Here is a 16030-nt window from a genome sequence, read left to right as displayed (position 1 = left end):
CTGGAGACGCAACGCAGAAGCACTCCTACCGCATACTCCACGCATTTCGTTCGCACCACCCCCGCAAGCTAGACATCCTCTACTCCACTTTTCGCAATACCTTCGGAGGCCAGACACAAAACAAGGGCCGCCGGGTTGTCCCGGCGGCCCTTGTCGGTTCGATGTTGTGCGATTACTTGCGCTACGCGGCGGCTCCGATCAGGCGGGCCAGCTCGTCGCGGCTGCCGAAGGGCACCGCCTGGGCGCTCGGGTCGCCGACGGGGAGCACTTCGCCTTCCCACACATCGCCGCCCTGGTCGAACTTGCGGGAGCGCACCACCCAGCGGAACGCGGGGCGGCTGCGGCGCGAAAGCTCGGCAGCCTGGTCGGCGTAGCTCAGCGAATCGAGCGTGCGCTGGAGCGTCGACACCTCGTCCCAGCCATTCTCCACCAGCACGATGCCGCGCTCGGCGTTGTACAGCACGCCGTCGCCCACGAAGGCCAGGCGCATCTTCTGACGGCGCTTCTGCTCGGCCACCATAATGCCGGCGATAACCGCCGCAACCACGACCCACCACAGAATAGCAACCACCAGGTCGAGCGGCGTGTCCACATGATTGAAGCCCAGGCCGAACCACAGGGCCAAAAGGGCGATGGAGGCAACTACGGCAACTCCCGCCACAATCCAGTTGTTCTTTCTCATCTTTCAGCCTTTCCTAAGGCGGGGCGACGCGTGGCGCGCCCCGCCAGTTGGTTCCTACAGAGCCTGGCGACCGTCAGCGGGCATCGTGGTCGTCGCAGAGACGTCGCTGCGGCCCATGATCTGGTCCTCGTAATCATCGATGTCATCGCCGAAGCCCAGGCGGCGGCGCACCACGGCGATGCCGTAGACAGCAGTGGCCACAATGCCCAGGATCATGATCCAGTGAACCCAGCAGTCGGCGTGGTCGTCCTCGAAGGCGCCCATGGGAGTGGCATCATCGTCGATGGCCTCGTCGCCTGCGGTGGGAGCCGCGGTCATGGGCGTTGCCTCGTCGTCGATGGCCTCGGGCACACCGGCGTCGTCGATCGTGGTATCGAAATCAGTGGCATCGGCATCGTCATCGATGGTAGTCGGCGTCGGGGTGCCGCTCGTCACCGTCGTGCGACCCGGCGTCGTGGGCGTGGTGCCCGGGTTCGACGGCGTGGAGCCCGTGCCCTCAGGGTCATCGTCCTCCGGCGCGGCCGGCGTCGTCGCGGCGCGCACCGTGAAGTCGCCCAGCTGCACCGTCACCGTGTAGTTGTCGTTGTCGGCGAAGTTGGCCGTCAGCACACCGGGGTAGATGCCCACGGCGTTCGTGCGGTTGGTGCGGGAGAAGGTGATGGCGCCCAGGTCGTTGGCGTTCACCAGAATACCCTCGGTGATGGAGCCCGTGAACACCGGGTCGGCCTCACCGCGCACCTTAGAGGCGTTGTTCACCGTAATGGTGATGGGACGCGGGTTGATGGTCACCGTCGCCTGCACGGCCGCCGAGGTCGTGTAGTTGGCGGCGTTGGCGCGCACCCACACGTTGTAGCTGCCGGCATTGGTAAACGTCGGAACCTCAGCCGTCCAGGTACGGCCGTCGAGCGAGTACTCGAAGGTGGAACCGGCCACGGAAGCCGTGGGGGTCACCCAGGTGGGCTCGCCGTCATAGGTCTTGGTGAGGCCGTTCGTGCCCACCAGGTTGCTCACGGTGACCACATTGCTGCCCGCCGGCGAAATGGTGAACACGCCGGGAGCGAAGGACACTACATAGTTGCCCTGGTTGCGCTCGCCCGTTGCGGTGATAGCGTAGTCGCCGGTAGCCTCGCCCGCGGCACGGGACACGGTGTACTGGATCGCATAGCCGTCGTTGGGCTTCGCGTTACCGGCTTGGTCGGCCACAGAGGCCGTCAGGGTCGGGTCAGCCGCGCCGTACACCTTGCCCAGGCTGGCAGCCGTCACCGTCACCGGCAGCGGCGTAATCTGGTAGGTGCGCTCAACGGAGCCCTTGTAGTTTTTCACGCCCGTTACAACGGCGATGATTGTGCCCACGTTGCGGAAGTCAGTCGTTGCAACGCGCTCGCCATCGGCATTCACGCGGTAGTAGCTCACCGTGTAGTCCTTATCGGCACCTTCGGTCAGCACCGTCTGAGGCGTCGTGGCCGTGTTCACCACCTCGGGAACGAACTTGTGGTCGCGGCCGTCATACACCGCGTCCGTCGCCGCAGTGACAACCATCTTGGACTCAGAGCCGTCCTCGCCCGAAGGCTCGATGGTCAGCGGATCGATGGTGATCTTAAGACCAACCGTGATCTCGTAATTAGCAGTGGTTTCCACGCCCGAGGTCTTCTTGATTTTCAGGGCTACTTCATCTTCGGGAGTCTTCCACTCAGACACACCCACATCCGTTCTTGTGAGCTTGTTAGCGTTGTAGCCGCTGAAGTCGACGGTCTGGTTTTTGGCAACACCCTCGACATCCTCGCTCGTCAAGTCGAGAACGTAGGCAAACCCGGTGAATACTTCCTTGAGTTCTTTCTTGATGATGAGCTGCGCCGGCTTAATGACTACCTTAACCGGCTCGAGCTTCTTCTCGAACGAGCCGCGCTTAACCGTGATGGTCACCGTCTTGTCCATCACGTTTTCGTAGCCAGTACCCACAAGCGTGCCATCAGCCTTGAAGCTAACTTGCTCGCCGTCGACTGTCACCACGTCTCTATCAACCAGGCCAGAAACAACCAGGCTCTTCTCGGTGCCGTCGTACATAGCGTCGATCCCCTGAACAGCCAGACCCGTCCAGTCGGGAACGAACCGTGCAAGGAAGGTCGTGTCAGAGAAGATGCCGCGGCTGGGATCTTCATTGATCCGTCCCATCGTCGTCTCACGATCAAGGAGGAGCTCGGAGGTCAAGTACACCCTTCCGTTTTCATCCGACTTGTACCAGCCGTCAAACCGGTATCCCGGATCAGGGTCGCCTGCCGTCGCGCCAGTGACTCCGTCTTTTGTCGCTACGGGGATGCGGTCGTTGACGAGCTGCTTGGCGGCACCCTCGCCCGCAAGATGGCCTCCCTCGGTAGCCTCGTACACCACCCTATAGGTGACATCCTCGTCAGCTTCCCACTGGGCCTCGTAGGTCGCACTATTGATTACCTCTGGCAGGGCAGAGTCAACGGAAATCACTTCACCGGTAGCGATGTTTTTCCACCCTGTAAGCTTCCAACCGTAGGCCTTCTCCGGGTCAGCCGTCGGAGGCGCAGGCGCTTTGGCACCATACGCGAGGTCGCGCACCTCTGTTGCAGCATCATCGAAAAAGAACTGCTTGTTCGGCGCCGTCGTGAACTTCACGGTGAAGTTCTGCTTGAAGTAGACCTTCAGCACTGTCGTTTCGTCCCCAGCGATGGCGGCCGACATGGCTTTTTCGAACTCTGTTTTGTCGGCGTCATAGGCGTAATCGGCCTTGTTGGTCGTCTTATCGGCCTCGGTCAGCTCGACCACCGTTCCCGTAGTACCAGAACGCTGGACAGAAGAAGTCGCAACCGTGGAATACTTACCCTCGTTCATGTAGTAATACTCAACGGTGTAGAGCGTGTCTTCGTTTGCTGCCCACTGGGCAATATAGGTGCCGTTTTCGGTGGCCGTAGTATCCGAACCGAGCGTCGGCGTCCAGCCCGTAAAGTTATAGCCCTTTCGGCCCGTTACCTCAGGAGCAACGACTTTGTCCCCGTAGTTGTAGGTGCGCGTTGTTTCTTCGAACGTTCCATATTCGCCCGGCTGGAAGGTGAGGTTAATCTGCTGCTTGAAGTAAACCTTCAGTACCGTCGTGCCATCACCTTTGAGGATGTCCTGCTCAGTCGACATCGTCTTGTCGTACACAAACGTACGCGTATCCCCATAGACCAGCTGAGGCACCGAATCTTCCGCCATAAGCGAGACCGTGGTGTCCGTAGTGCCGAAGCGGGGCTCGCTTACCTTAGTCGGTGACTCGGGATAGACCCCCCGCTCCTCGTAGTAATACTGAACCACGTACGACGTATCGGTTCGAGGAGTGTACTCGAAGACGATCTCGTTGCCCTCGGCCTTTTCAAGCACCAACGTTTTGCGGCTGTCGACAGGGGCATAGCCCTCAATAGCGATGGCGTCCTCTGCCACTTCACTTTCAAACGTCTGGCCCGTTACGACCTTTCGATCGGCCAGTTCTTTGGCCTCATCTCCCTGCCGCACGTACTTGACGGTGTAGGAAATATCCGTGCGCTTCTGGTAGTAGACAGTTACGACATTCTCGTCTTCGTTTGCACTAAGAGTCAGCGTCTTCGGAACAACATCAATGATGGTGTAACCCTCAACGGACTCTGTGGTGTTGGCGAAGTCGGTGATGGTATCTCCGACCTTCCAGCTCTTTCCCTCAGGAGCCGACACCACTACCTTGTCCCGCAGGGAGTTGTTCGTTTCCTTTTCAAGATAGCGCACAGTGTAGCTTTTAACCTCGTTCGGCTCCCACTGGGCCGTTAGAGTAAGGTGGGCGTGGGGCATCATGGCCTGAGCGCCGGCCGTGTAAGTTTTTCCGTCGTCGCCCTTCCAACCAACGAAGGTGTAGCCGTTCTTCTCGGGAGCCTCAGCAACCGTGAAGGGCTCTTCGCATTCCTGAACTGTAGTGCTCAGGACCTCGTTCTCGGACTTGTAGGTAAGGTTATGCTTTTCCTTAACAAGCTTTCCGTAGAACGTCATATCGGCGGTGGCCACCGAGAGCTGTTCGGAAGTTGCTTCGTTTTCGCAAGCGGCGTCCGTATACCAGCCCTCGAACACTTGACCCTCAGGAACCTCTACGGTCGGGGCCGTATAGCTCTTATTCAACTCGATCACCTTCGGCCAATTTTGAACCGAGGTGTAAGCGCCGCCCAAAGTGCTTACCTTGAAATCGATGTTGCGATACTGCTGATAATGCAGAATAGCCACACCGTTAACATGGTAAGTAAGGGTATTGGCGTCATGCTCCTGGCTGCCGACATTCCAGCCGTAGGCAACCCCGCAATCAGTCCATTCCACATGATATGTGCCGGGCTTCGTTTCATCGGTATCGTAGGTATAGTCGTTGCCGTCAACACCTTGGATCGTGGGGAAATCCGACGGATATCGCGTAATGTAGCTCATATCGAGCTTGTTGCCTTTACCAATAGCCTCAGGAGAGGGACCCTCGATTGTTTCTGCTCCCACATAAACCCAAGCATCCTTGTAGTTCGCATCGGAAGCTTCTTTGCCCGGGCGCAGAAGATAGAATCGACCCGTGCTCGTTTGAGTGTCCGCAAGTTCAACCGGGAGCGCCACTTCGCGCGGGGTGACCTTTTGCGGAGCGGCCTGATCGGACGCCTCGGACTTGTCGTTCTCCTCAACGGGAGCCACGGGATCGGACTCGGTACCGGTCGCCTCGTCGGCCTCGTCGGCCTCGACAGCGGCGTCCTCGGACTCCTCGCCTTCATCGGCCAGGGATGCGCCGTCGGACTCGTCGGACTCGTCGTCGCCCTCATCCGTCAGACCCTCGGTCTCGACTTCCTCCGTCTCAGCCTCGGTCTCCTCCTCAGCATCGTCGGCCTCGAGAGCCTTGTCCTCGACGGGCAGCGTCGTTTCGCTGCTCTCGAGATCGTTCTCGCCTGCATTCGCCCTGTCCGTGAACATCGTCACGTTCAGGAACGAGAACACTAGCAGCACCGACAGCAAGATTGCTACGAACTTGCCCTCGGCAGTGTTCCGCGCGTCGGCAAAGCGCGCCAACCTGTGCATTCCTACCACCAACCTTTTCTTCTTCGTCCTAGCTTCTAAGGAACCAGATGTCTTATCGCTGGTGCGATAAGCCGCGTCCAGATGGGCTTTCCACCTGGCAAATCGGGGCTCGATCGCTGACAGCGATGAGGCATCCGATTCCTCATTCCTTCTCTGAACCATCACAAAATATGCTGATCCAGGGAGCTTGATAGTATCAAAACTTCAATGAGTTTCTGACTAATAAATGACAAAACAGCTGATGAATGCGGTTGTCGTTAACTTGCTGTAACTTTTCCTGTCAATAAGAAGGCGTTGGTGACAAAAATCGTGTCGTTCGTTTATAGACGAACTTTTTGCCCCAAAAAAGCAAAGACCGCTCGCGGCGGTCTTGGTTCTTTGACTCCTGGAATTTGCCCGTCGCTCCTTACCGCCGCGCCAAGTTGGCGATATAGGTGCCGATAATCGCGAATGCGGCGCCCATGAGCACGACCCAACCCAGCACGAACTTGCCCGGCAGCGATGCCAGGGCCATGATGAAATAGCCGATGTAGGGGATATCCGACACCACACGGCCCACCACATCCTCGTATTGCGCGGGGTGGGCGTCGATGCCGTCATTCGCATCGCCGCGAGTAATAAGGTCCTGCTTCTCCGTGCGGTTCTCTTCCACCCGATGCACGATGACGTCGCCCTTACGCCAAAACACCGCCACATCCCCGGGCGCCAGGCTTTCGGGGGCATAGGGCTCGGCATACACCAAGCTGCCCACGGGCAGGTTCGGCTCCATGGACCCGGACACAATGGCGTAGGCCTGCAGCCCCATAATGCGGGGAAGAATGGTGGCGCTCAGAGCCAGGGCCACCACGGCCGACAGCAGGATGACGCCGATGACCGAGCACACTCGCGAAATCGAGCGCAGATGGGCCAGGCGCTCGTCGACTTCGCGCGAGAACTTGTCCTGCGCGCCGTCAAGCGTCTCCGCCATCGCTGCGTTGTTCGCCTGGGCCATCATGCTGCGGTTCCGTCTTCTTCCTTTCCCGATCGTTCTTCTCACCCTGCCCTGCAAGCACGAATGTGCGCGAAGCCCTTCCGAGCCTCGCGCACATCCTCTTGCTATGGTTCAGGGCCTACGCCGGCGCTACGATTGCGCGCTGTCCTTCTCGTTTGCGCGGCGGCGGCGCACTGCCACCAGCAGAGCAATCAGGGCCGCCAGCGCCACCACGCCAATGCCCAGCAGCGGCAGCATGTCGCCCGTCTTAGCCAACAGCGACCCGGCCTCGGGCACCTCGCGCACTTTCTCGCGGTTCTGCGTATCCACCTCTTCGGCGTCCATCATGGTGTCGTAGAGGTTGATGGTGTTGTCGCTCAGCTCGGCGTTGCCATTCTCGGTGCCCTTCGTGATGGACACGTTGCCGTAGCTATCGATGACGAACTCCACGTCATTGGCCAGCTTGTAGTTCTCGGGAGCGTTTACCTCGCGCAGCAGGTAGGTCGTGCCCACGTTCAGCGTCTTCTCCAGCTTCTGCGGGGCCTTGCCCGACGTCCAGCTGGCAATCTCCTTGCCGGAATCCTTCTCGAGGATGACCAGGTCGGCGCCTTCCACCCACTCGTGGGTGCGCGTGTCCAGCTTGCTCACCGAAAGCTCGGTGGCCTCGTCGGCCACGCCGCCGTCCTTGTTGTAGGTCAGCAGGACGTTGCCGTCGGCGCTGTAGCCGAGCTGGGTCTCCTCGTCGGTGGCCTGGGCCTGCTCGTCGCCGTCAGCAGCGGTGTCCTCGGCAGCCGCGTTCTTCATGTCGGCCTCGATGACGTCATCGGCCAGGAGCGCGGCATCAGCGGAAGTCTCGGCAGCGGCCTTCGTGTCGCGGTACTGCAAGGTGTAGCCGTTGTCGGACGCGGCATCCTCGACCAGCGAGAAGTACGCGCTGCGGAACTCGCTGACGGTATGGCCAGCCGGGGCAGCCGTTTCCTTAAAGTAGTAGAGGTTGTTGGTGGACAGGCTCACGTTCTTGTAGGTGATCCAGCCGCCCTCCTCGGACGTGGCCTCAGCCAGCTTGATATCGCCCTGGGCGTTCTCGTTCACCATGTATAGCGCGTAGGTGGCGCCCACCAGGCCCTCGTTGCGATCAGTGACGCTGGTCTTGCGCACCTGCAGGTCCATGGGGCGCGTCTTGTTGGTGATGGTGGGATGCCAATCGGGGTTCAGCTTCGCCATGTCGCCGATGTTGGCCGGCGTGGTGTCGTAATCGACGTACTGCTCGTCGAAACGCACGTTCTTGCCAGCGGCCTTGTCCCAGTAGCCGTAGTACATGTCAGTGCACTCCAGCTGGCCGGTCTGCTCGTTCTGCTCGATGACCGTGGTGAAGGTGATCACCTGGTCGCTGTACAGCACGGACTGATCGTTCATGCCACCCTTGCTGGTGTCCTCAATAACACGGTAGTAGTAGGTTCCGGGCTTCGTGTACGCCAGGCAGCTGGGGTTCTCCAGGTCGCCGGACACATTGTTGGCCTTGTCGAAGTCGACCATGCCGAACTCGTCATTCGTGGTGGCGGAAATAACCGTACCCTCGGTGTCGTCGTAGTTGGCAACCTCGATCAGCTTGAAGGCGAACTCGCCGGACTTGATGGCGCGACCTTCCAGGTTCTTGTAGATCTTCGGGTCGACGTAGCACACCTGATCCACCGGCTCGCCACTGGCCGCGTACACGCTGAAGTTAGCCGCGCTGATGAGACCGAAGGTGTCGGTGTTGTAGAAGGACGGACGCTCGGTAGCGTCCGTGAGCGTCTGAAGCGGCTGGTTCACATCGTCGGCGTAGCCGAGCACGGTTTCGGTGGTGACGAGCTCGCCGGGGTTGGTTTCACTCACAGCCACAGATACCTGCACCACGTATGCGGTGGTGTCCTTGGCGCTGGCGTCGCCGTCCTCGGTGATGAGGTAGAAGTGGTCACCCACATCATTCTGCTTGCCCTCGCCCGTGCCCTCGGCCTTGTAGGGAACGGCGGGGAAGGTGATGGCGGCCTTGCCGTCCTGGTCGAAGTCGGTGGCGTTAACTTTGGCGGTCCAAGGGTCGCCCTGCTTGACGGCAACCTCGGCCAGCGGCTGATCAGCGGCCGGAGCTGCCTCAAGCTCAACCATAGTGAAGGAGCAGTTGTTGGGCTGATCGCCATAGAAGAACTTATCGGCCGTGAACTGCCAAGTACCGTTGGGCGTGTAGCGGTTGGTAACCGTGATGCTCTTGTCAGCTTCGGCAGTTACATCGGTGCCGTTTACCGTCACGGTTTCCACCGTGGGGGTGACCAGGAACACCTCGTGGTCATCAACCGTTTTGCGCTCGCCCGAGGCTTTCAGCTCGACCAGGACTTCGGCTTTCTCAATGGTGCTCATAAAGGAGCCCTCGGCCTCAGGGGCCTCCTCCAGCGTGAAAGTGAACGTCGTCCCGTTTTCGCCGGCCTCGTAGGCGGCCTTCGCGTAGGCGGGATCGGTCAACGCCAGAGTCAGCTTACCCGTGGTGGCATCGGTGACGGCATCCTCGACCACAACTTTATCACCGTCGAAGAGCGAGAAAGTGAAGGTGCGATTATCCAGATCGAGGTTATCGCCTAGGGTAGTCAGAATCCGCTTGGTCAGCCCAAGTTCGAAACCCGCGTACTTCATGGCCACGTTCGTGAAGGAAACGTTTTCGGCGCTCTCCACCTTCGCCAGCTTAGAAGCGCTGGCATCGCTAGCTTTCCACGTAGTCTTGACGGTTTCCAGGCTGCGATGATCGTTCGACTCCGTTACGCCGACGCGCACAAGGTAGACGGTCTTGTCATAGTCAACTTCTGTACCAGAGTCCGTCGTCTTGTCTCCGGAGGTTTCCGAAATCAGATACCAGTGGGTACCAGGCTCGGTATACGAAAGCTTCGACTCGGTGGTGCCGCTACCCTTGCCGTCCTCCTCTTTGATGTTCTCTACCTTCAGCGAAGAAGGATTACCGGCCTTAGTGAGAGATTCGACCGTTGCTCCATCAGGAAGCACGACTTCGTCGTCGGACACCGCGCTCTCCTCGGGAACGTTCACTTCCTGCACCTGGAAGTCGAACGATCCGCCGCCAATGCCGACCGTGTTCTTCTGAATCTGAAGAGTCTCTTCGCCCTTCAGCTGGAGGGTGTTGGTGACAATATTATTGTTCTGCTGACCCACTGTCACACTTTCAACTTCTGTCTCATACACCGTAGAGCTGTGCATGACTTGGGCCGATGTGATGAACTTAGTGGTTTCTTTTTTACCCTGCAGCTTCACATCGACGGTTACTTCTTTAATGGTGTCGTAGAGGGCGTTGCTCTCTTCGGTTAGGGTAAACTGCTTGGTCTTCTCAACCGTCGTCTTGCCGCCAGAGAAGTCGTTGGCAGTAAACCCGGGAATTCCCACGAACGTGATAACGCCATTTTCGTCGCTGGTAGCCTTGTACGTCTCCTTGGTATCCTTATCGGTAAGAGTGAACGTAAACCGCTCATCCTCGGTAAACGAGTAAGTGCCGTCCTCTTTCTTTCCAATTTGATTTTTGAGGCTGTTAACGATTTCTTTCTGCAACACAACACTATAAGATTGGGCAAACGACTCGTTCTCCCAATCAAAGGTGCCAAACTCCAGGGCGCCATTCGAAGCAACGCCACCGCCGTGGGTGTAGCTTACATTTCCTGAAATCTCAACTTCTCTTGCGCCGGCGAAGTCGTCCTTAGTCGCTTTACTCGTCAAACCAAGAGTTGCGTCAACAGAGGCGTACTGCGTTACGGCAGCGTTATCGCCAGCACTATCTACGGTGGAAATCTGCACGAGCCGTGTTTCCATATTGTCTGCAGACACCGTAGCGTTCTTTGCGACAGCGGGGATGCCCGCCTCGAAACCAACCCAGGCAACGCCAGACTCATCACCCAGGCTCGTCGGTGCGATATAGCTTGCACGGGTGCAATAGAAGTCTTGTGCGTATTGAGATAGATTGTCGCTCTTTGCATAGTTGCCGTATTTTGCAAAAACACTTGTTGAGCCTTTTGAAGCCCCGCTTCCGGACCAGCGGCCGTCAGCCCCTGCCGTTCCTAAGCCTTCCACCTCCTGCAGGCCGTCAAAGAGGAAGTCGCCCGTGGCCACTACTTTATTTTCGTTTCCTTCGATGACGGAATTGGTGTCCAGAAGGCGCAAGCGCGGATTAGTGGGGAAGGAGGTTCCCTGGGCATCATTTTGGTAGATAGCCGCGCCGTTGGCCACCGTGGTTACGGCGATGCTCGCATGAGGGCATCCGGCAACACCGCCGCCCAGGCCGTGCGCTGTGTTTCCCGTAATTTGAGCGGAGTTGACGTGAACAGCGGCGCCGCTGTTCACGAACAAGCCGCCTCCGCCCCACGAGAATTCGTTTTCCGTTTTGTTGTTGATGATTTTGCCAGCATTAATTTTCACGTAATCGCCAAACGAGGCATCTTTGTTGCTCCATACGAAGATACCGCCGCCCTCGGAGTCCGTTGCAGTATTTCCTTCGACAGTACCGCCATCCATGGTAAAGCCGCAGCCGCTATCGACGTAGATACCGCCGCCAGCTTGAGCCTCGTTGCCCTCAATCGTGCCATGGCGCATCAAGAACGAGGCGGCCTTCGAACCACTCTTGTCGGTCCTAATGACACGGATGCCGCCACCGACCCGCTTGTTCTCCTGGGCCTCGTGCACGGTTCCCTTTCCTCCCGTAACCTTAGGAGCAGTGCCGCTTACCTCACCAAACACGAGACGTGTGTTCTGGGTGCCAGAGCCCTCGACGGAAATAACGGATCCATTGCCCGTTCCTTGAATGGTACCTGCGCCTACGACGACAAGCTTGGCTCCTCCCGTTACCCTGATATCGCCGTTAAGGATACCGCCCTTGCTTACCTCCAAGTTAAGCTTTCCGCCTGCACCTGTGACCAAGATATTGCTGTGAAGCGTACCGTTGACCTTTAAAGTGCGGGTCTGCCCTGGAATGCTGTACTCCAGGGTCCCCTTCGAGTTGGTGATGTCGCCATCAATCGTGTGATTTGCGCTGTTGGTCAGCGCTTCGGTTGTCGTGGCCGCCGCTCGTGCCGCCTTGGCGGGCTGCGTCGGCTCGTCGATCACAGCAGCAACGCCCTCGTCAGCCTGGGGCGCGGGCTCGTTCGTTGCGGGGTCAGGGGCTTCCTCACCCTCGCCTTCAGCGGGGTCGTCCGCTTCGTCAGCAGGTTGCTCACCCTCAGCCTCGAGCTCTTCACCCGTGTCTGCCAGGGCGGCCTCTTCTCCCGCGTCCGTCTCGACGATGGGGTTGTCCTCGGACACGACGTCGTCCTTCGAGCCGTAGGCAATGCTAATTTGCGGAATGAGGGCAACAATAAGCAGGACCGACAGGGCAATGGCCAGGAACTTGATGAGCGATTTATTTTGCAGCAGCTTAGTCATGTCGTCCTCCTTCCTTACGCGTTCATCGAGTCGGTTGCGGATTTATCGCGGTTGCGGCGGCGCAGCCACCAGAAGGCGATGCCGGCGGCCACCAGAAGCGCGACGCCCGTGGCGATGCGGATGGCCATGCCGGAACCAGTGGTTTCCAAATCTTGGGCCAGGCCGGAGTAGAGCGGGTTCTCGTCGTCGACGATGGTGCGCTCAGTAGTGGTGTCCTGACCGTTCAAATTGGCCAGCGGGTTGTCGTCGTCATTGATCACCGTGGAGGCGTCACCAGCGCCAACGCCGGCGTCAACCGTCGCCGGTGCCGCTGGCGTAGTGCCGTCCGCCGCGGGCGGCGTCGCATCGTCGTCGGTCGGCGCCGCAGCCACGGGGGCCGCCGTCATGACCGTGGTGCCGGGCACCACTTGGACGCGCTCGGTGTCGACAATCTGCGTGCGGCGCACGGTAATGTTGGCGCTCAGCTCGTCGTTCACGTCGCGATAGTAAATAGTGTAAGTACGCGCCGGCGACAGGTAGCTGTGGCGAAGGGCCGTTTCCTGGCCGCCCAAGCGCACGTAGGTCTCATTGCCCACCGAGAAGGTTTCCTCGCCCAGAATCGACACGTAGTCGTTCGCCTCGGGGTCGACGGTAATCGTTTCGGTGCGCAGGATTTCGCTGTTCGCGATGTTCATGTACTGCACCGTGATGTCGTAGGCGTCGCCGGGCACGTAGTCCTCGGACACGTAGTACACATATTGGAGCACGTCAGTGCCCTTTTCCAAATCCTCCCAGGCGTAGGTGATGGGGTCCATGTTGCCCGACCACGGAACCATGCCGTTGCTCTTGCGCGCCGGCGTGTAGGTGGCCGACTGCGTGGGCGTCACTTCGTACTGCACCTTATCGATGAGGTTGCCGGTTTCGCCATCGATTTCCATGACGGTCAGATTCACCTTCTGGGTGGTAGCCTGCGAGGCGTACTGCGCCGTTACGGTGCGACCCGCCGGATATTCGCCGGGCTCGAACGTCACCACCGGATTGCCTTCCTGGGTTGTGCTGTTGCGAGCGCCGATGGCCTCGTTGTCGTCAACCGCGTTGGACTCGATGGTCCAGGAGGCCAGCGTGTAGTAGTTCACGCCCCAGCTGTCGTTGGAGCGATCGGTGCTGGCGGCCCCGTCGGCCGTCTTCACCGCGCTCACCGAGAAGGAGTTGGGCAGCGTGTACTGGTAGCCCTCGCCCTTCACGTCGACGCCGTCGGTCCACAGAAGCTTGCCGTTCTCGTCTACATACTTAATAGTCACCTGATAGGCGCCGGCCGTGGCGGCCTTCACCTCCATGACGCGCACCTGCTTGGTGGCCTGCTCGGGGGTCAGCGTGATCGTCGAGCCGTTCAGGCGCTGAATGACACGGTAGTAGTGCGATTCCACCTCGCCCGTCTCGGGGTTCTCCACCGACTTGAAGAAGGACTTCTTGATGGCCACGTCCTTGCCCGTGCCCAGGTCCTCAACAATCTCGGTGTCGACCACCGCGCCGTTCTCGTCCACATATTTCAGGGCGCCCGACACGGCGTCGGCCGCCACCTGCTGGTAGGTGACCACATAGCTCTTGCCGTCGGCGGCCTTCTCCACCACCGGATCGCCGGCCTCGTTCGTGTTCACGCACTGATAGGTGACGGGGTTGTCGCCGCCGATGTTCTTATAGTAAGTAGTGCCCGCGCCGATGGTGTCAGCGAACTGGTCCTGAGATCCCTCGGGGCCCTCGGTGCGGATACCCAACACCTTCCACTCTTCGGTACCGTCATCGGCCACCAGCTTGGCATACACCGGGTGCACGGTTCCCTGGTAGATCATGTCGCCCTGACGCTTGGCGTTGTACACCTTCACCGTATAGCTGGGGAACTTGGCCGGATCAGCGAAGGCCTGCTGCAAGCTCTGCGCCGCCGGAGTCTCTTTGGCGTCGGAGGCCTGAGCGATCTTCAGCGCGACGATCTGGGCGATGCGGTTGTCGCCCGTGCCCGCGTAGTCGGTATCGGCCTTTTCCGCATCGGTGTTCTGGCCCTCCACAATAGTGTAGGTGAACCGCGGAGCAATGACCTTGCCGTCCTGCTCAACCTCGATGTAGATGTTCTTGCCCTCGCCGTTGTCGACGCGGAACAGATCCCACAGGCCGTCTTCAGCGGTGGGATTCATGAAATCGATGCCGTGAATGGTCAGGGTTGCTTCCTGGTCAGCCGGTGCGGGGGCTTCGGTCGACTCTTCCCCGGTCGGCTCATCGGCAAACGCGCGGCTTGCCATGGCGCCCAACGACAAAGGGGCGGCCAAGGCCGTTGCCAGTGCGAGCGCCAGTACCTTATGGCCGAAGTGTTCCGCCTTCAGGGCCATTGCCTTCGTCTGACTCTTCACCTTCGTTCTCCTCTGCTCCTCAAGCGGGGAATCCTCCCTGCCCCGCCGGCCTTGGGCTCACGCTGCCTTGCTCGTCTTGCAGCGGTGCGGCCTTGGCCTTTCTCGTCTCTCGCGGCTCGCGTCTCGTCGAACGTCTCTCGTCGATCGTCGCTTTTGCTCGCCGCCGCTGGGGAACGGCAGCGAAGCGGCGGAAGGCCTTAAACGCGCAATGACGCAGAAGAGGAGCCTCTTTTGCGTTTTTGCGAAAAACCTTCCTTTTCGTACTCGAACGAACGGTTTTTGGTAACGAACGAACGAGTTGCGCGATAGTTCTTCTTTAGGCGAACTCACAGGGCTGTCGTTCTACGCTCTTTACGCCTGTGACCTGCGCCTACTAACTATTTGATTGTGACGATATTGTAAACAAATCAACTCATAAAAGTCTATAGTCGGCCCGTCAACAGGCATTCCCAAATTGCCGCCGACACCAAATTGTTGATTTTCTCGCTCGTAGATGACGAAAAACCCCGCGTTTGGTACACAAGATGCGCTTAGAGTCAAATCCAACGCTAAGGAGAAGAGGAGGTCTGAGCGTGTTGACACTGGTCGTCATTAACACTGTCGGCACGCTGTTGGTGACGCCGTGTTGCTGCTGGTGAAGCGTCGACGCTGGTGCAGTGCTGACATTGGGTTTCTCTTTTGAATCCCCCTCCGAGACATATGCTTCGATCGGGTCAATTTTCTATCGAAGCGGGGGTTTTGTTCGGAAAACGAGTTTTAAGGTCGAAATCGGGCCGAGGCGGGGGTTTTGTAGAGCCCGATGGCGCTTATCGAAGGAAAATGCAGCTTGTTTGGCCACGAGGTGGTCAAACAGAGGCCGTTTTCCACACCGAAACCCCGCCTCGGCCCGATTTCGACCTTAAAGCCTCCCGAGCAAACAAAAACCCCGCCTGGGGCTTATTTTGACCAGATGCTCCACTTGGCGCCAAGTACGGGAGGGGGGAGTCGCATTCCTTCAGTACAGCAAACCTCTACAAGAACCATCAAGAAGGAGCATTTTGGCCTGCAAGGCAGCCGCCTCCCTTGTGCGAGCAATCGAGAAGACGCGTTCTTTTGCCCAGAACGCAAGCCCCTTCAATAAGCCAGACATTCTGCGGCAACAAAAAACGGGCGCCTACCTTAGTAGGCGCCCGATAAGACTTGGTGGAGTGTAGGGGGATCGAACCCCTGACCTCAGGCTTGCAAAGCCCGCGCTCTCCCAGCTGAGCTAACACCCCATGGTTTCCTTTTCCCATTTTTTACTTCGGGACGAGAAAGAACAAGTGGCCGATCTGGCCCGAAATATAATAAACGCTCCACCGGCTAACTCGGCTCACGGTGGAGCGTTTATCGCAAAAAAATGGTGGGCCCGAATGGATTTGAACCAGCGACCTCACGCTTATCAGGCGTGCGCTCTAACCAACTGAGCTACGGGCCCTTGAAAAAGTGCTTGACTATCTTACG

The 16030-nt window shown here is 58.9% G+C and carries 5 protein-coding genes and 2 tRNA genes; all 7 read right to left on the bottom strand.

The window, feature by feature from the left end:
* Positions 1-181 precede the first annotated feature (181 nt).
* The 7 genes from QZ307_RS05515 to QZ307_RS05485 all read right to left on the bottom strand — a co-directional run bounded on the left by QZ307_RS05515 (position 182) and on the right by QZ307_RS05485 (position 16004).
* Positions 182-682 carry a hypothetical protein gene (locus QZ307_RS05515; protein WP_295996980.1) on the bottom strand — a complete coding sequence of 167 codons (501 nt, stop codon included), beginning with the start codon at positions 680-682 and terminating at the stop codon, positions 182-184.
* Between the two features lie 54 nt (positions 683-736).
* Positions 737-5755 carry an MBG domain-containing protein gene (locus tag QZ307_RS05510; RefSeq protein ID WP_295996976.1) on the bottom strand — a complete coding sequence of 1673 codons (5019 nt, stop codon included), beginning with the start codon at positions 5753-5755 and terminating at the stop codon, positions 737-739.
* Positions 5756-6161: 406 nt separating this feature from the next.
* Positions 6162-6749, bottom strand: a complete 588-nt coding sequence (locus QZ307_RS05505; RefSeq protein WP_295996973.1) for a signal peptidase I — start codon at positions 6747-6749, stop codon at positions 6162-6164.
* A gap of 126 nt (positions 6750-6875) precedes the next feature.
* Positions 6876-12167 carry a SpaA isopeptide-forming pilin-related protein gene (locus tag QZ307_RS05500; RefSeq protein ID WP_295996970.1) on the bottom strand — a complete coding sequence of 1764 codons (5292 nt, stop codon included), beginning with the start codon at positions 12165-12167 and terminating at the stop codon, positions 6876-6878.
* A gap of 14 nt (positions 12168-12181) precedes the next feature.
* Entirely contained in the window at positions 12182-14548 is a 2367-nt protein-coding gene (locus QZ307_RS05495) for a hypothetical protein (RefSeq protein WP_295996967.1), read from the bottom strand.
* 1180 nt (positions 14549-15728) lie between these two features.
* Positions 15729-15804, bottom strand: a tRNA-Ala gene (locus tag QZ307_RS05490).
* 123 nt (positions 15805-15927) lie between these two features.
* A tRNA-Ile gene (locus QZ307_RS05485) sits at positions 15928-16004 on the bottom strand.
* Positions 16005-16030: the final 26 nt, after the last annotated feature.

It is taken from the genome of uncultured Adlercreutzia sp. (assembly GCA_910585575.1).
Classification (GTDB): Bacteria; Actinomycetota; Coriobacteriia; order Coriobacteriales; family Eggerthellaceae; genus Adlercreutzia.
Note: the sequence above shows the minus strand (reverse complement) of the source record. Positions and strands in the feature narration are given on the sequence as shown.